This is a genomic window from Streptantibioticus rubrisoli (assembly GCF_024436055.1).
Lineage (GTDB): Bacteria > Actinomycetota > Actinomycetes > Streptomycetales > Streptomycetaceae > Streptantibioticus_A > Streptantibioticus_A rubrisoli.
In genome coordinates this window covers 1-16,468 of the sequence record NZ_JANFNH010000010.1, presented here as the reverse complement: position 1 = coordinate 16,468, position 16,468 = coordinate 1, and the positions used below count along the sequence as shown (strand labels likewise).

Sequence of the window (16,468 nt, the reverse complement as noted above, 5' to 3'; positions counted from 1 at the left end):
GTTTGACGGCTGGCTTTGGCGGGAAATCGGCATTCTTTTGGGCGCCCACGTGCGGCCCGTGTCCGCGCGGAGGCGTCGATTCAGCCTGCGGCCTGCGGTTTCCTGCTCGCCCGTGCTGCTCCTGTTCGAGGCCGTACGTCAATCCAGTGCTTGACCCTTACCCGGAAGAGTGAGGTGGATGCGGCAGCCGCGAGGGGATTCGGCCACCCGGATCCGGCCACCGTGCAGCTCCACCGCCCAGCGCGCGATGGCCAGCCCGAGTCCGGTGCCGCCGTCACTGCCCGAACCGTGCGGGGCGGGGACGCTGCCCCGGCTGAACCGCTCGAAGACCTTCGAGCGCTGCGACTCCGGGATGCCGGGACCCTCGTCTAGCACCTCCAGCTCCAGGCTCTCGGGGTAGGCCCCGCGCCGGGCGCGCACGGTGACCCGGCCGCTGGGCGGGCTGTGCCGGACGGCGTTGTCGATCAGGTTGGAGACCACCTGGTGCAGCCGCTCGGCGTCGGCGTACGCGGTCAGCTCGGGCGGGGAGACATCGAGGTGCAGATGGACGTCACCGCGCGAGCGGGAGTGCGACGGGGACGCCAGCGCCACGCCCGGCTTGATGCTCGCCGCCTTCAGCACCCCGGAAAGGTACGGCCACACCTCGAACGTGCGGGCGTCCAGCGGCACCACGCCGCTGTCCAGCCGGGACAGGTCCAGCAGGTCGGCCACCAGACGGCCGAGCCGCTCGGTCTGCTTGAGCGCGGCCCGCATGGTCTCCGGGTCGGCCTCGCAGACGCCGTCCACCACGTTCTCCAGCAGGGCGCGCAGGCCCGAGATCGGGGTGCGCAGTTCGTGGGAGACGTTGGCCACCAGCTCCTTGCGGTGCCGGTCGGCGGCCTCCAGGTCGGCGGCCATGCTGTTGAAGGTGACGGCCAGCTCGCCCAGTTCGTCCCGTCGGCCGGTGCGCACCCGGCGGCTGTAGTCGCCCTGGGCCATGGCACGGGCGACCGCGGTCATCTCACGCAGCGGCGAGGTCAGGCCATGCGAGACGAACTGCATCAGCAGCATCGAGGTGATGATGGAGAAGATGGTGATCACCCGCAGCTCGGTCTCCGAGTGGATGGCCACCAAGACCAGCAGCGTGGTCAGGAAGACCGAGCTGATCACCAACAGGCCGAGCGCCGCCTTGATCGACCGGAACGGATCGACGGGCCGCAACGCCTCCCATATCCGCTGCCACCGCGAACGCGTCATGACTTCCCCTCGTTGTGGGCAGTCGTTCCGCGGGGCGGAACGGGTGGGCACAACGGAACGGGCTGGCGGGTGGGCACAACCCTCACGGGGCAGGTGTCTCCAGCGCGTACCCCACCCCGTGCACCGTACGGATCCGCTCCGCACCGATCTTGCGCCGCAGCGCCTTGATGTGACTGTCCACGGTCCGGGTGCCGGAAGCGTCCGCCCAGTCCCACACCTCCGCCAGTAGCTGCTCGCGGGAGAGCACGGCGCGCGGCGTCTGCGCCAGGCAGGCCAGCAGGTCGAACTCGGTCGGGGTGAGGTGGACGTCGTCCCCCCGCACCCGTACCCGGCGCTGGGCGTGGTCGATGGCCAGATCGCCCAGCTGCAACGTTCCGCCGCGCGGGCTGCGCGCGGCGGCCGTGGCCCGCTCCACCCGTCTGAGCAGGACGTGCACCCGGGCGGCCAGCTCCCGCATGGAGAACGGCTTGGTCATGTAGTCGTCGGCGCCGACCCCGAGCCCGACCAGCATGTCGGTCTCGTCGTCCCGAGCGGTGAGCATCAGCACCGGAACCGGCCGTTGCGCCTGGACCCGGCGGCAGACCTCCAGGCCGTCGTACCCGGGCAGCATCACATCGAGCACCAGCAGGTCGGGCTGCCAGGCGTGGGCGGTGTCCACCGCGGCCGGGCCGTCGCCCGCGGTGTGCACCTGGAAGCCCTCGGCGCGCAGTCGGGCCGCGATCGCTTCGGCGATCGTCGGGTCGTCCTCGACGACCAGTACCCGGCGCTGGGTGCCAGGGAGGGATGTTCCGGCCCCGCCGTTCGCCGTAGTCGTCTGTGTGTTGTCCATCGGGCCCGCCCCCACTTGGTCGCGCTGCTTGGCAAGCAGCGTAAAGGGCGCGGATGGCCTGCGGCTACGCGGGCCGTACCCCGAGGTGGACCACATCCGGGACACCTCGGGCAACCGGGACAGTAATGGTCTGGACCTGTTCGAAGCCAGCGCCGCGCAACGCCTCCTCGAACCGCAGCGAGGGTTGCGCGGACCACACCGCGAGCACCCCGCCGGGGCTCAGCCGCGCCCGGCAACCGGCAAGGCCCGCCGGGGAGTACAGCGAGTCGTTGGAGTCGGTGACGGTCCAGTCGGGGCCGTTGTCGATGTCCAGGCAGAGCGCGTCGTACGTGACGTCCGCCTCACCCAGGTGGGACACCAGGTCGCCCGCGACGACGGTGACCCGTGGATCGTCCAGCGCGTGCGCCGAGAAGCGGCCGAGTGGACCGTCGCGGTGCCAGTCGATGACCGCCCGCTCCCGCTCCACCACCGTGATGGCCCCCCACCGCGGCTCGGCCGCCGCCTCGGCGAGCGAGAAGCCGACGCCCAGGCCGCCGATGAGCACGGACAGCCCCGTGCCGTCCAGCGTTCGCAGCGGCGCCTGGACCAGCAGCCGTTCGGAGCGGCCGTCGGAGGTGTCCATCAGGAAGCAGCCGTTCTCGATGATCTCGTACCGCTCGGTCCGCTGGACCAGTCGCCTGCGGAGTACGACCTCGCCGTAGGGCCCCTCCCGGCGGTCGACCACGGTCGCCGCATCGGTCGCGTTGTCCATGCCGTCCAGGCTCGCATGATCGGTCGGTGGGTCGCCGATCGCTCACAGCGAACACACCCGCGAGAAGCGTGGGAACAATGGTGCCCTCAAAAGCATTGAGTCGGTACAGCTCAACTTGACTGCCAAGGGAGAGATCATGGCTGAAGAGTCTGACGGGACTTCATACTCCCCGCTCACCCTGCCCGTGCTGCCGCTGGACGACGCGGTCGTGCTGCCCGGCATGGTCGTACCGCTCGACCTGAGCGACGGCGAGGTGCGAGCCGCCGTGGAGGCGGCGCGGGCAGTGGAGAGCAACCGGCCCGAGGCGGCCCATGTTCCCGGCATCCGCTCCGGCTCCGCCGCCCGCAAGCCCCGCGTCCTGCTGGTGCCGCGGGTGGACGGCCGGTACGCGGCGGTGGGCACCCTCGGCGCCGTCGAGCAGGTCGGACGGCTCGCCGACGGCGACCCGGGCGCGGTCATCCGCGGCCTGCGCCGGGTGCGCATCGGCGCTGGGACCACCGGCCCGGGCGCGGCCCTGTGGGTCGAGGGCACCGAGGTCACCGAGCCCGAGCCGACCGAGGCACCGGGCGCCGTCGCCGAACTGGTCAGGGAGTACAAGGCGCTGGCCACCAGTTGGCTGCGCAAGCGCGGCGCCTGGCAGATCGTGGACCGCGTCCAGCAGATCGAGGACGTCTCCCAACTCGCCGACAACTCCGGCTACTCACCGTTCCTCACCGGCGAGCAACGCATCAAGCTGCTGGAGACCGTCGACCCGGTGGAGCGGCTGCGGCTGGCGATCGGCTGGCTGCGCGACCACCTCGCCGAGCAAGACGTCGCCGAGACGATCCGCAAGGACGTCCAGGAGGGCATGGACAAGCAGCAGCGCGAGTTCCTGCTGCGCCGCCAACTGGACGCCGTGCGCAAGGAACTCGCCCAGCTCAACGGCGACCCCGACAACGAGTCGGACGACTATCGGGCCCGGGTCGAGGCCGCCGACCTGCCGGACAAGGTCCGCGAGGCCGCGCTGAAGGAGGTCGACAAGCTGGAGCGCTCCTCCGACCAGTCCCCCGAGGGCAGTTGGATCCGCACCTGGCTGGACACCGTTTTGGAACTGCCGTGGAACACCACCACGCAGGACGCCTACGACATCGCCTCCGCACGCGCGGTGCTGGACGCCGACCACGCGGGCCTGGAGGACGTGAAGGAACGGATCACGGAGTACCTGGCGGTGCGCAAGCGGCGTGCCGACCGGGGCCTCGGTGTGGTCGGCGGGCGGCGCGGGGGCGCGGTGCTGGCACTGGTCGGCCCGCCCGGCGTCGGCAAGACCTCGCTGGGCGAGTCGGTGGCGCGGGCCATGGGCCGCAAGTTCGTCCGGGTCGCGCTCGGCGGGGTGCGGGACGAGGCGGAGATCCGCGGACACCGGCGCACCTACGTCGGCGCGCTGCCCGGCCGGATCGTGCGGGCCATCAAGGAGGCCGGGTCGATGAACCCGGTGGTGCTGCTGGACGAGGTGGACAAGGTCGGCTCCGACTACCGGGGCGACCCCGCCGCCGCACTGCTCGAAGTGCTCGACCCGGCGCAGAACCACACGTTCCGGGACCATTACCTGGAGGTCGAACTCGACCTGTCCGACGTGGTGTTCCTGGCCACCGCCAACGTGCTGGAAGCCATTCCGCAGCCGCTGCTGGACCGGATGGAGCTGGTCCAACTCGACGGCTACACCGAGGACGAGAAGGTCACCATCGGCCGCGACCACCTGCTGCCACGGCAGTTGGAGCGCGCGGGCCTGGCCGCCGACGAGGTCACCGTCGAGGACGCGGCGCTGCGCAGGCTCGCGGGTGAGTACACCCGCGAGGCGGGGGTGCGGAACCTGGAGCGGGCGATCGCCCGGATCCTGCGCAAGGTCGCCGCGCGGCACGAACTGGGCGAGAGCGAACTCCCGGTCACCGTCGGCCCCGACGACCTGCGGCGGCTGATCGGCCGCCCGCACCACGTCCCGGAGTCCGCGCAGGACCCGGACGAGCGGCGCACCGCGGTCCCCGGGGTGGCCACCGGCCTGGCGGTGACCGGCGCGGGCGGCGACGTGCTGTACGTCGAGGCGTCGCTGGCGGACGCGGAGACCGGCGGCACCGGGCTGACGCTCACCGGCCAACTCGGCGACGTGATGAAGGAGTCGGCGCAGATCGCGCTGTCCTTCCTGCGCTCGCACGGCGCCGAACTGGAGCTTCCGGTCGGCGACTTGAAGGACCGCGGGGTACACCTGCACGTTCCGGCGGGCGCGGTGCCCAAGGACGGGCCGAGCGCGGGTGTGACGATGACCACGGCACTGGCCTCGCTGCTGTCCGGGCGCCGGGTGCGCGAGGACGTGGCGATGACCGGTGAGGTGTCGTTGACCGGGCGGGTGCTGCCGATCGGCGGCGTCAAGCAGAAGCTGCTGGCCGCGCACCGGGCCGGGGTGACGACGGTGATCATCCCGAAGCGGAACGAGGCCGATCTGGACGACGTGCCCAGCGAGGTGCTGGAGAAGCTGGACGTGCACACGGTCGCCGATGTCCGCCAGGTGCTCGCCCTGGCCCTGGAGCCCGCCGCGGACCGCGCGGTTCCGGTCGCCGCCTAGGCCCCGGACGGCGAGGCCGCTTCGCCCGCACGGGGTGGGGCGGCCTCGCCGCAAGGCGGTTCATCCGTCGGCGAGCGCCAGCAGGCGGCTGTACGCGCCGTTGAAGTAGTCCTGGTCCCCGGGCAGTGCGCCGGAGTCGGCGTACTGCCAGAAGGTCTGGTGGCTCCAGCCGGACGGCAGCGCGCCCGGGGTGGAGGTGTAGCGGGCGGTCCACAACGGGTCGCTCGCGGCGGACGCGGTGCTGCCGCCGGTGCACTCGTTCCACCACTGGGCGGTGGTGTAGATCACCGGGTAGCGGCCGGTGCGGCGGTGCACGGTGTTGCCGAAGTCGGCGATCCACCGGGCCATCGCCGACGGGCTCAGGCCGTAGCAGTTGGCGCCGTAAGGGTTGTACTCGATGTCCAGCGCGGGCGGCAGCGTCCTCCCGTCGGCCGACCAGCCGCCACCGTGGCTGACGAAGTAGTCGGCCTGGGCGGCGCCGCCCGAGGTGTCGGGCGTCGCGAAGTGGTACGCCCCGCGGATCATGCCCACGTGGTACGAGCCGTTGTACTGCTGGGCGAAGTAGGGGTTGGTGTACGTGGTGCTCTCGGTGGCCTTGACATAGGCGAACCGGCCGCCGTCGGCGCGGGCGGCGGTCCAGTCGACGTCGCCCTGGTAGGCGCTGACGTCCATCCCGGGGGTCTGTATGACCAGGGGGAAGACGGGTCGGTTGGCGGGGGTGCCGCCCTCGTGGGCGAGCACGGTCGAGCCCATCCAGTCGAGTTCGGGGTGGGTGATGTGGTCGCGGCCCGGGGCGGCGAACGCGGTGCCGGGTAACGCGAGCAGGAGGGTGAGCAGGGCGGTCAGCGCCGTCAGGACGGCGCGGTGTCCGTGGGGGTGGGGGACCAGGGGGCTGTCGGCAGGGGACATGTTCCCTCCCTGTTATGGCCATGACATGGTGACCGTACGCGCGTAGAACGGTGGGGTGGAAGGGGAGCCGGCCACTGCCGTTGGTCTAATCCTGCGAAATACTGAAGGAGCTGCGGCGATGGCGGGTGCTGAAACGGAGTTTCCGCCCCCGGGGAAGGGTGAGAGGGCGCTGACGTGCGGAATGAGGAGTATCCCGAAGGGGATCGGGACCTTGAGGCGTTGGAGCGGGAGATCACCGTCTTCTACCGGCGCGCCCGCGCCTCGTCCGGCGAGATGGCCCGGGCGGTCCACCCGGAGCTGGAACCCGCGGCGTACGGGTTGCTGGTACGGCTTGAGGAGGCGGGTCCGGAGCGGGCCACCGACCTCGCCGCGTACTTCGGGGTCGGCAAGGCGACGATGAGTCGGCAGCTTCGGGCGCTGGAGCAGTTGGGGCTGGTCAGCAGGGAGCAGGATCCGGCGGACGGCCGGGCGTTCCTCGTCCGGCTCACGGAGGAGGGGCACAGCAGGTTCACCCGGGTTCGCGACGCCCGGCGCGCACGGTACCGGCGCCGCCTTTCGGCGTGGCCCCGCCGCGATGTCACGGAACTCGCCCGCCTCCTGGAGGCGCTCAACGCGATCAACGCTCCCGAGGACCGATGCCCTCCCGGCGGGGTTGGGTGATGTGCTCCCGGCGGGTGGCGTGATGTTGTCCCGGCGGGTTGCGGATGGTTTGGACCGCCGGTCTCCGCCGTGGTGGTTGCTCGCCGTCGCGGCGGGGCGAATAACCGGGGGCAAGCCCCCGGCGCCCCCGGCCCTGGCGCGCCAGCGGGGGTTTGGGGGCTGGCCCCCAAGAAAAACCGCCGCGACGGTGCCGCGACCACGACGGTGGAGTCCGGCGGTGTCGAACCGGCCGAATCGAAAGCCGCTCACAGCTCCGCCAGGATGGCTGTCGCGTCGTCGTGCCGCTTGCCGCGGGGGAAGGCTTCCCCCCGCGGATCCGCCGACTCCGCGGCGCGAACGCGGGTGATGAGGGACCGCGGACCCTCCTTGCGCAGGAGGGCGAAAGCGCCTGACCAGTCGTGGTCGTGGAAGACCTCCACCAGGCGGCTCGCCCCGTCCGTCAGGGCGGCCACCGCCCGTACCCGGGCGCGGGGCGTCGAGCCGCACACCGCGCGTGCGCGGACCGACGGATCCGCCGCGGCGGTGAAGAAACCGCCCTCGGCGTTGCGCAACGCCTCCACCGCCCGGACATACCGCGCACGTGCTCCCGCCCGCTCCGCCGAACCACGCGGCAGCGCCCGCACCGCCGCCCGCAGTGCGGGCACCGGCTCAGGCAGCCGGTCCAGGCGGTCGTCAACGACCGCCTGGACCACGCCCGTTGTGTCCTCGATGAGCAACACCGAGTCGGAAAGCACCAGATGCTCGACGACGTCCCGATTCCACCGAACCGCCACGACGGTTGCCTGTGGCGTGTGCGGGTGAGAAAGCTCACAGCCTTCCGCGTGCTGCCGCGCGGTACGCGCGATCGCCTCCCCGAGGCAGTCCCGCAGCGTCATATCCCGTTGCGAACCGGACAGTTCGAGCAGCGCCCCACCGAGCCGTGCCACGAACCACGGCACGCCGTGCACACAGCCGGTGCCTTCCGGATGCGGTGTCACGCCGTCCAGCAGCACCAGCACTCCACCCTGCCCGGAGGCGGGCAGGGCAACGGCGACGAAGTCCTCGTTGGGACGTTCCGGGTCACCGGGCTCCGTGGCGGTCTCGACGCGCATGCCGCAAGTCTGCCTGACCGCCGTTCGAACGGTGCCGAGCCGGACCGGCGCCGACCGTGGCGAGGGCGGACGGCGGGCCACCGCGATTGAGGGTGGGCATCTTTCCAGGACCCCACCGGCTTCACCAAACCGCCGCCCGTGAAGAACGGGTGTGGGCTCCCGCCAGGAGTTGAAGGTCAACTTCCGGTTGTTGTTCACTCCTTCGGGATGGCACGGCACGAGTCCGGGGGGCGCGCTCCACGCGACGTGTGAAGAGCGCGTTGAACGCGACGAACTCCGCCGTGACCACCACAACGCATCGGGGGAAAACGCCACGGGACGGCCATACGGCTCGGCCCAGGCGTCGGATGCCCAACTGATTTGGCGTCACTCCGGCTGTGCCCACAGCCGTACCGACGTACGAGACAGGAATGCGAGAACCGGTGCGGACAACGAGGAGAGGGCGCGCTGCGGTGCGCACGCAACCCGCGGTCGCGGACCAGAGCGAGACCGCACCCCCCGCGCCCCCAAGGCGCAGGGTGCGCCAGCGGCTGCTCGGCGCCCTGTTGGTCTCCGTCCTCGCGGTGCTGGCCGCCGGAGCCCCGGGGCTGGCCACCGCGATCGGCAACCTCTCCGAGTCGCAACGCCTACTGCGGCTGACCGAGCTGAACACCTCGGCGGTAGCCCTCGCCCACTCGCTCGCCGACGAGCGCGACGACATGACCGCGTATGTGGCCGCGGGCCGCACTACCGCCCGCCCGTCGCCCACCACCACCCTCAACGGAGGCGCTTCGCGCCGCGGCACTGCCTCTGGTGGCAGCGACGATCTCGGCCGCGGCGTCAGCGAGGACGAGCGCGCCCGCGTCGACCGGCAGGTCACCGACGTGACCCAGCAGGCCGCCGCCCTGGACAGCGGCGGCTCGCCCGACCTCGCCCGTACCGTCCAGACGGCCCGCTCCGCACTGACGGGCCTCGGGCACATCCGGCAGGCCGCGCTGTCCGGCCCGGGCACCGCCAAGGACGCCTTCGACGCCTACAGCCCGCTGATCGACGCCCTCGACGGGGTGAGCGCCGCCCTGGCCCGCGCCCTGCCCGGCCGGGCCTCCGCCGCCGACACCAGCGCCGGACCGGCGCTCGCCCAGGCCGTCGACCTCGCCTCGGCGGAACACGGCCTGCTGGTCGCCGCGCTCACCGCGGGCGGCACCTCCCAGCCGCTGGTCACCGAGGCCCAGCAGGCGCGGCTGGGCGAGCAGTCGGCGCTGGCCGCCTTCGCCGCCACCGCGACCACCCCGGCCCAGACCCAGTACGCGCAGACCGTCACCGGCACCGATGTGGCGACCGCCGAGTCGTATCTGCGGCGGCTGACCGCCAAGTCGTACCTGAGCGAGTCGGACAACCGGCTCAGGACGGCCGACGTGGACTCCGCCCTGGCCGCCCGGATCGACCGGATGCGTGCCGTCCAGGCCTCACTGGCGGGCGCCGACACCACCAGGCTCACCAAGCTGCGCGACGACGATGTGACCGCGCTGGAGCTGCGGGCCACCCTGGTGGGCCTGTGCGCGGCGCTGGCGGCCGGCATCGGCGTCCGTACCACCCGTTCCGTCACCCGGCCGCTGGCCGCGCTGCGCCGCTACGCGGGCGACCCGCAGCCGCCGGTGCCCACCGGCAGCCGGGACGAGTTCGCCGCCGTCGCGCTGGCCGTGGAACGGCTCGCCGAGGACACCGCGCGGCTGCGCACCGAGACCGCCCAGCAGGAGAAGGAACGCCTGCGGCTGGTCGGCGAACGCCAGAAGGTGGCCGCGGAGCGCGATGAGCTGCGCCGGGGCCAAGTCGAACTGCGTGAACAGCACAGGGCGTTGCTCGCCGAGCGGGACGAACTCCTTGACCGGATCGAGTCGTTGCGCGGCGTTCCGCACGCCACCTTCATCAACCTCAGCCTGCGCACCCTCGCGCTGATCGAGCGGCAGCTCGCCCTGATCGAGGGCCTTGAGGACCGCGAGCACGACCCCGACGAGCTGAAGACCCTGTTCCGGCTGGACCACCTGGCCACCCGGATGCGCCGCAACAGCGAGAGCCTGCTGGTGCTGGCCGGTGCCGAGACATCCGGCGGCGCGCTGGCCAAGCCGGTGCCGTTGCTGGACGTGGTGCGCGCCGGTGTCTCGGAGGTGGAGCGCTACGAGCGGGTGCGGATCCCGTTCCTGCCGCGCGCCCAGGTCGCCGGTTTCGCCGCCGACGACACCGCCCACCTGGTCGCCGAACTGCTGGAGAACGCCACCGCGTTCTCCCCGCCGCACGCCGATGTCCAGGTCACCGGCTGGCTGTTGGAGAACGGCGAGGCGATGCTGTCGATCGAGGACGCCGGTATCGGCATCCCGCACGACCGGCTGACCGAGCTGAACCAACTCCTCGCCGACCCGCACCCGCACGAGTCGCACGCCACCGCAGGGCTCGGCCTGTACGTGGTGGCCCGGCTGGCCGGACGGCACGGCATCCGCGTCCAGCTCCGCGAGCAGAAGCAGGGCGGGGTCACCGCGGTCGTGGTGCTGCCGCGCACGCTCATCGTCCGCCCCGCGGAGAGCGTGGCGCCGCCGCAGGAGGCGTATGTCGCGCCGAAGCCCGACGCCGACCGGCCCCGGGCATCGGTACCGGCCGCCAGCGCCAAGGCCGTGTCGGCCGCGGCCCCGGCGCCGCGCCGCGCCCCCGAGCCGGACGAGCACACCCGTACCCCCGCGGCCGAGGACGGCCCCACCGCCCGCCCCGGGCACTCCCGTACCGAAGAGGCCGGGCAACCGGAGGAAACCGAGCAAACCGCCTCGGAACCCGGCAGTTTGACGGAGAAGGGGCTGCCCAAGCGGGTGCCCAGGGCCAGCGGACTCAGCGGTGAGCCCGCCAACCGCCCGCGCAACGCACCGGTCGACGCCGAGGCTCTGCGGCGGCGCCTCGGAGGCTTCGCACAGGGGCTGCGCCAGGGACGGCAGGACGCCGAGGCCGAGGCCACCGGCACCGTGGAGCTGCCGCTGCCGCCCACCGCCGCCCGGCACCACCAGCAGCAACCGCAGCAGCGGCAGTCACAAAAGCACCGGCAGTCACAACACGGGGAACCCTCCGAGGAGGCACGCGGGTGAACCAGTCGAGTACCGGAACCAGCACCAGTTCGCTCAGCCATGAGGCGCGCAGCCTCCAGTGGCTGCTGGGCAACCTGGTCGAGGAGGTGCCGGGCATCCGCTCGGTCGCCGTCATCTCCTCCGACGGTCTGCTGCTGTGCTCCTCCGACGCGGACGGCGAGACCGTCGTCGGCGCCGAAGCACCGCTTCGGGAACCCGGTTCGGGACCGGCGAAGGCCTCCGGTGACCTGGCGACCGTGGTCTCCGGGCTGGCCTCGCTCACCGACGGCGCGGCCCGGCTGATGAACGCCGGTCAGGTCAAGCAGTCGGTGGTCGCGATGGAGAACGGCTGCCTGTTCGTGATGGCGATCAGTGACGGCTCGCTGCTGGGCGTGCACGCCTCACCCGAGTGCGACATGAGCGTGGTCGCGTACCACATGGCGCTGTTCGTCGGCCGTGCCGGACATGTCCTCACCCCTGAGCTGCGCGTCGAGCTCAGCAAGGCCCGTGCCGCCGCACCGGCGGTCACCCCGACCGAAAGCGAGCAGTGATGCCCGCGTCCCCGCTACCGATCCGCGGTGCGGACCGCAAACCCTCCCGGGTCCGCCCGTACACACTGACCGGCGGACGGACCCGCTTCGGCCACGTCCTGCTGGTGGAGACCTTCGTCGCCACCATCGACGGACCCGAGGAGCGGCCGGAGTTGACCTCGGGCGGGATCGCCACCGCGGTGATGCCGGAGCTGCGGGCCATCGTCGAACTGTGCCGCAGGATGCGGTCGGTGGCCGAGATCTCCGCGCTGCTGCGCATTCCGCTCGGCGTGGTCCGGGTGCTGCTCAGCGATCTGGCGGACCAGGGGAAGATCCGTGTCTACGGCGCCGGACAGGGACCGGTGCAGCCCAACCGCGCGTTGGTGGAAAGGGTGCTCAGTGGACTTCGCAAGCTCTGAGGCGGCCGAGCCGTATCCGCTGCCGGAAGCGGAAGAGGGCATTCAGGACTGGCAGAAGGACACCAGCCGGGCCCCCTCAAGCGCCAAGATCGTCATCGCGGGCGGTTTCGGCGTGGGCAAGACAACCTTCGTCTCGTCGGTCTCCGAGATCACCCCCCTCACCACCGAGGCCCTGATGACCAGGGCCAGCGAGGACGTCGACGACCTGGCGGGCACGCCGGAGAAGACCACGACCACGGTCGCCATGGACTTCGGCCGGATCACCCTCGATCAGGAGCTGGTGCTCTACCTGTTCGGCACACCGGGCCAGCAGCGCTTCTGGTTCATGTGGGACGACCTGGCCCGCGGCGCCATCGGCGGCATCGTGCTGGCCGACACCCGGCGGCTGGCCGACTGCTTCCCCGCCCTGGACTACTTCGAGACCTGTGGACTCCCGTTCGTGGTCGCGGTGAACCACTTCGAGGGATCGCCCGAGTACGACGCGGAGGACGTCCGCGACGCACTGTCCGTACCGGCGCAGATCCCGGTGGTCGTCTGTGACGCGCGGGTGCGCGACTCGGTGGTCGAGGCGCTGGTCGCGCTGTGCGGCCACGCGTTGACAGTGCTGCCGGAGTAGTTGATATTCGGGGGCTCTCCCCCCGGACCCCCCTAATGTGCGAGGAATTCGCGATGCGCAAGATACTCATCGTCGGAGCCGGACAGTCCGGCCTGCAACTGGCCCTCGGCCTACAGGCCCGCGGTTACGAGGTCACGTTGATGACCAACCGCACCGCGGAGGAGATCCGCGGCGGAAGGGTGATGTCCACCCAGTGCATGTTCACCACCGCGCTGCAGCACGAGCGCGACCTGGAGTTGAACTTCTGGGAGAGCCAGGCCCCGCGCATCGAGGGGCTCGGCGTCTCCGTCGCCGGTCCGGACGGCTCGCGTCCGATCGACTGGGTGGGGCGGCTGGAGGGCTACGCCCAGTCGGTCGACCAGCGGGTGAAGATGGCTGGCTGGATGGAGGCGTTCGCCCAGCGCGGCGGCCAGTTGGTCGTCCACGGCGCGGCGGTCTCCGACCTCGACTACTTCGCCCGGCGCTACGACCTGGTGCTGGTGGCCGCGGGCAAGGGCGAGTTGGTGTCGATGTTCGGTCGGGACGCTTCCCGCTCCCCCTACGACAAGCCGCAGCGCGCGCTGGCCGTCTCCTATGTGAACGGTCTCGGCCCGCGCCCCGAGCACCCGGACTACCACGCGGTGCGGTGCAACCTGGTGCCGGGCGTGGGCGAGATGTTCATCATGCCGACGCTGACCACCTCCGGACCCGCCGACATCCTGTTCTGGGAGGGCATCCCCGGCGGCCCGCTGGACGTCTTCGAGGGCGTCAAGGACCCGCAGGAGCACCTGCGGCTCACCCTTGAGCTGATGGAGCGCTTCGTGCCGTGGGAGTACGAGCGGGCGCGCGGTGTCGAACTCACCGACGCGGGCGGCACGTTGGCCGGGCGGTACGCGCCCACGGTGCGCAACCCGATCGGTGAACTGCCGTCCGGCGGGCTGGTGCTGGGTGTCGCCGACGTGGTCGTGGCCAACGACCCGATCACCGGGCAGGGCTCGAACAACGCCGCCAAGTGCGCGGCCTCGTACCTGGACAGCATCGTCGAGCACGGTGAGAAGCCGTTCGACCGCGACTGGATGCAGACCACCTTCGACCGCTACTGGGAGTACGCCCAGCACGTCACCAAGTGGACCAACGCGATGCTGGCACCGCCGCCCGAGCACGTGCTGAACCTGATCGGCGCGGCGGGCCAACTTCCGCCGGTGGCCAACCGGTTCGCCAACGGCTTCGACAACCCGGCCGACTTCGAGAACTGGTTCTTCGACCCGGAGCTGGCCGCGGCGTACCTGGCCAGCGTCAGCGGGTAACCCCGAACACGGCGACCGGCCGGACGCTACGCGTCCGGCCGGACCGCCCCGAGGATCGGGTTCGCCGCGATGGGCGTCAGTTTGACCACCCCACCGGGATGGGGCGCCTGGATCACCGTCCCCTTGCCCACGTACAGCGCCACATGCGTGGCGTGCGAGAAGTAGACGATCAGGTCCCCGGGCCGCAGCGCGTTCAGGGGCACATGGCGCAGGTGCGCCCACTGCTCCTGGCTGGTGCGCGGAATCGGCCGCCCGGCGTGCGCCCACGCCTGTGAGGTGAGCCCGGAGCAGTCGAACGCGTTCGGTCCCTGCGCGCCCCACACATACGGCTTGCCCAACTGCGCGTACCCGTAACTGACGGCCCGGCGCCCGAGCGCGGAGGCCGACAGGTTGTCGGCGCCGAGCGCACCGGAGGCGAGCAGTGCCTGCTGCGCCTGGTCGATCCCCTGCTGCTCCAACTGCCGCACCTGGTCGAGCTGCGCACCGGTCAGTGAGGAGATCAGCTTCTCCACATCGCCCAGCCTCGCGTTGACGTCGTCGCGCTCCTTGCGCTGCTGGTCGGCGAGTTGGTGCACCGCGTCGAGCGAGGCCTTCGCCTTGGCGGTCAGGTCGTCCAGCTTGCGCTCCCCGTCCTGCAACCGGCCGACCAGCGCGGCCTGGCTGCCCAGCGCCTGGCTGAGCACATGGGCCCGGCCCAGCGCGGTCGCCGGGTCGTCGGTGAGCAGCAGCCGCAGGTACGGGGAGACGCCCCCGTCCTGGTACTGCCTGCGGGCGAGCGCGCCCGCGGTGTCCAGGCCCGTCTGCACCGCCGAACGCTGCCGCGCGAGCTGCTTGTTCAACGTGTCGACGGTCGCCCGCTCCTTGTCGAGCCGCTCCTGGGTGCCGTTGTATGTCTCCGTGGCCTGCTCCGCCTGCTGGTAGAGGGTCTGCAGGCGGGTCAGCAGATCGGTGATCGACGGGGACTGGGCGGAGTCCTGGGCCGGGCCGTCGGGCGGTGGGGCGGCGGTCGCGGGCACGGCGGGCAGCGCGAGCGTGGCGCAGAAGGCAATCCCGGCACAAAACAGCGCGGATCGCGCCCACCTGCTGGGCCGGTGGACCACGGACATCCCATCACCTCCGGTGTGAACGAATCACCTTTCGTCGGGCGCGTCCGATCCTGTCATGACTCGTCATACCTTCGTCGAGAAAGCGGAATTCGTACGTGCGAATCGGACGTGCTTCATCACTCAACGGTTTGATTCCGGGTCACACGCCCGGGGGGCAGCGGCCGACGGGGGTCAGTCCATGGGCAGGGCTTGCAGGATATCTCCCTTGCGTACGAACAACCGCTCGGCCACGAAGGCGATCTGCGTGCGGCCCGCACCCGGCCGAGGCGACCGGTAACTCCACGCGACCCGGCGGCGGTCGAGGTCGAACGCGCTGACCCAGACCCGGTCGTCGCCGGTGGCCGCGTACGCCCGGTCGCGGTAGAGCACCGGAGGGTCGGCGGTGAGCGATGGCACCGGGGCGGTACAACTCCACAGCCGCCGCCCGGAGTTGGCGTCGAGCGCGAGCAGGCCGGTGGTCCGCTCGGTGGCGTACGCGACACCGCCGAGCACGGCCGGATCGCCGTATCCGGCGCTGCGCGAAGTGTCGGTGGCGCGCCACGCGATCCGTCCGGTGCCCAGGTCGACGGCGAGCACGTCCGCACCGGTCGCCACGTACGCCCGGGTGCCGTCCGCGGCCGGCCGGCCGTCCCGCCGCCCGCCCAGCCGGGTCCGGGTCAACTGGTGGCCGTCACGGGTGTCGTACGTGGTGAGGTATCCGCCGTCGACCACCAGGAGCCGGGCCCGGTCGACGGCGGCCTGCGGGGTGGCGGTGCGGTCGGCGCGGGGGAGCGGGGTGCGCCAGCGCTGGGCGCGGGTGGCCAGGTCGTAGGCGAACAGCCAGGCGGCGGTGTGCTGGGTGGCCGCCAGGTAGCAGGTCTCGGTGTCCGAGGCGAGGACCGCGTCACCGATGGGCGTGAACCCCGCTGGCACCGGCAACGCCCAACGCCGGTGCCCGTGCGCCGGGTCGAGCGCGGCCAGCGTCGGCGGTCCGGTGCCCTGGTCCAGTCCGGCGACCAGCCCGTCCCCGGTGGCCTGTGCGTGGGCCAACGCGGCGGTGCGCCAACGGCGTTGGCCGCTCGCGCTGTCGATCCCGGCCAGCGAGCCGTCCGCCCCCGTCAGCACCACCGTGCGCTGGTCCACCGGCAGCGGCGGTGCGTCGCCGGGCGGCCCCTTGGCGTAGGTCCACAGCGGGTGCGGCGGGACACCGGGCGGCCGGGTCCCGGTCGGCAGCGGCGGCAACGGGCTTGACGGGTTGGCGCCCACCCCGGCCGCGGTCGGCGGCCGTCCGCGCACCAGCGCGGCCACGATCCCGGCGAGCGCGGCGCCCACCACCGAGCCCGCCGCCGCCAGCACCATCGCCCGGCGCGACGGCTC

At 72.0% G+C, this 16,468-nt stretch carries 14 protein-coding genes; 7 read left to right on the top strand and 7 right to left on the bottom strand.

The window, feature by feature from the left end; genetic code table 11:
• Positions 1-138: 138 nt before the first annotated feature.
• From NON19_RS12545 to NON19_RS12535, 3 genes are all read right to left on the bottom strand, one after another.
• A complete protein-coding gene (locus NON19_RS12545; RefSeq protein ID WP_255927378.1) occupies positions 139-1,236 on the bottom strand; it encodes a sensor histidine kinase in 1,098 nt (365 codons plus the stop codon).
• 82 nt (positions 1,237-1,318) lie between these two features.
• Positions 1,319-2,065 (bottom strand): response regulator transcription factor, encoded by a 747-nt coding sequence (locus tag NON19_RS12540; RefSeq protein WP_255927377.1) that lies wholly within the window; start codon positions 2,063-2,065, stop codon positions 1,319-1,321.
• Positions 2,066-2,129: 64 nt separating this feature from the next.
• Complete coding sequence (locus NON19_RS12535; RefSeq protein ID WP_255927375.1) at positions 2,130-2,816, bottom strand: spermine/spermidine synthase domain-containing protein; 687 nt, start codon at positions 2,814-2,816, stop codon at positions 2,130-2,132.
• A gap of 136 nt (positions 2,817-2,952) precedes the next feature.
• Here NON19_RS12535 and lon point away from each other — a divergent pair, with 136 nt between their 5' ends.
• Positions 2,953-5,412: an endopeptidase La gene (gene lon / locus NON19_RS12530; RefSeq protein WP_255927373.1), complete on the top strand. Its 2,460-nt coding sequence runs from the start codon at positions 2,953-2,955 to the stop codon at positions 5,410-5,412.
• A 60-nt stretch (positions 5,413-5,472) separates the two neighbouring features.
• On the opposite strand, the gene NON19_RS12525 is transcribed toward lon, so the two are convergent.
• Entirely contained in the window at positions 5,473-6,321 is an 849-nt protein-coding gene (locus NON19_RS12525) for a lysozyme (protein WP_255927371.1), read from the bottom strand.
• Positions 6,322-6,495: 174 nt separating this feature from the next.
• Between NON19_RS12525 and NON19_RS12520 the strand changes: the two genes are divergently transcribed.
• The gene (locus NON19_RS12520; protein WP_255927369.1) at positions 6,496-6,981 is read left to right on the top strand and encodes a MarR family winged helix-turn-helix transcriptional regulator; all 486 of its coding nucleotides are present in this window, start codon (positions 6,496-6,498) and stop codon (positions 6,979-6,981) included.
• A 245-nt stretch (positions 6,982-7,226) separates the two neighbouring features.
• Here NON19_RS12520 and NON19_RS12515 read toward each other — a convergent pair whose 3' ends face one another.
• On the bottom strand, positions 7,227-8,072 hold the full coding sequence (locus NON19_RS12515) for a protein phosphatase 2C domain-containing protein (protein ID WP_255927367.1): 846 nt from the start codon (positions 8,070-8,072) through the stop codon (positions 7,227-7,229).
• Between the two features lie 452 nt (positions 8,073-8,524).
• On the opposite strand from NON19_RS12515, the gene NON19_RS12510 reads away from it, so the two are divergent.
• The 5 genes from NON19_RS12510 to NON19_RS12490 are packed head-to-tail and all read left to right on the top strand — an operon-like array spanning position 8,525 to position 14,006.
• Positions 8,525-11,176 carry a nitrate- and nitrite sensing domain-containing protein gene (locus tag NON19_RS12510; protein WP_255927365.1) on the top strand — a complete coding sequence of 884 codons (2,652 nt, stop codon included), beginning with the start codon at positions 8,525-8,527 and terminating at the stop codon, positions 11,174-11,176.
• Positions 11,173-11,706 (top strand): roadblock/LC7 domain-containing protein, encoded by a 534-nt coding sequence (locus NON19_RS12505; RefSeq protein ID WP_255927363.1) that lies wholly within the window; start codon positions 11,173-11,175, stop codon positions 11,704-11,706. Before NON19_RS12510 ends, NON19_RS12505 begins: the two co-directional genes overlap by 4 nt.
• Positions 11,706-12,104: a DUF742 domain-containing protein gene (locus NON19_RS12500; protein ID WP_255927361.1), complete on the top strand. Its 399-nt coding sequence runs from the start codon at positions 11,706-11,708 to the stop codon at positions 12,102-12,104. The genes NON19_RS12505 and NON19_RS12500 overlap by 1 nt, the downstream gene beginning before the upstream one ends.
• A complete protein-coding gene (locus NON19_RS12495) occupies positions 12,085-12,720 on the top strand; it encodes a GTP-binding protein (RefSeq protein WP_255927359.1) in 636 nt (211 codons plus the stop codon). The genes NON19_RS12500 and NON19_RS12495 overlap by 20 nt, the downstream gene beginning before the upstream one ends.
• A 53-nt stretch (positions 12,721-12,773) precedes the next feature.
• The gene (locus NON19_RS12490) at positions 12,774-14,006 is read left to right on the top strand and encodes a styrene monooxygenase/indole monooxygenase family protein (RefSeq protein WP_255927357.1); all 1,233 of its coding nucleotides are present in this window, start codon (positions 12,774-12,776) and stop codon (positions 14,004-14,006) included.
• A 26-nt stretch (positions 14,007-14,032) separates the two neighbouring features.
• On the opposite strand, the gene NON19_RS12485 is transcribed toward NON19_RS12490, so the two are convergent.
• Positions 14,033-15,112, bottom strand: a complete 1,080-nt coding sequence (locus tag NON19_RS12485; RefSeq protein WP_255927355.1) for a C40 family peptidase — start codon at positions 15,110-15,112, stop codon at positions 14,033-14,035.
• A 171-nt stretch (positions 15,113-15,283) separates the two neighbouring features.
• Positions 15,284-16,468, bottom strand: a 1,185-nt coding sequence (locus NON19_RS12480) for an outer membrane protein assembly factor BamB family protein (protein WP_255927353.1), incomplete at its 5' end; no start/stop codon positions are given.

Coding starts and splice junctions, on each gene's coding strand:
- NON19_RS12545 (WP_255927378.1), bottom strand. CDS start 1,236: ATGACGCGTTCGCGGTGGCAGCGGATATGGGAGGCGTTGCGGCCCGTC.
- NON19_RS12540 (WP_255927377.1), bottom strand. CDS start 2,065: ATGGACAACACACAGACGACTACGGCGAACGGCGGGGCCGGAACATCC.
- NON19_RS12535 (WP_255927375.1), bottom strand. CDS start 2,816: ATGGACAACGCGACCGATGCGGCGACCGTGGTCGACCGCCGGGAGGGG.
- lon (WP_255927373.1), top strand. CDS start 2,953: ATGGCTGAAGAGTCTGACGGGACTTCATACTCCCCGCTCACCCTGCCC.
- NON19_RS12525 (WP_255927371.1), bottom strand. CDS start 6,321: ATGTCCCCTGCCGACAGCCCCCTGGTCCCCCACCCCCACGGACACCGC.
- NON19_RS12515 (WP_255927367.1), bottom strand. CDS start 8,072: ATGCGCGTCGAGACCGCCACGGAGCCCGGTGACCCGGAACGTCCCAAC.
- NON19_RS12500 (WP_255927361.1), top strand. CDS start 11,706: ATGCCCGCGTCCCCGCTACCGATCCGCGGTGCGGACCGCAAACCCTCC.
- NON19_RS12490 (WP_255927357.1), top strand. CDS start 12,774: ATGCGCAAGATACTCATCGTCGGAGCCGGACAGTCCGGCCTGCAACTG.
- NON19_RS12485 (WP_255927355.1), bottom strand. CDS start 15,112: ATGTCCGTGGTCCACCGGCCCAGCAGGTGGGCGCGATCCGCGCTGTTT.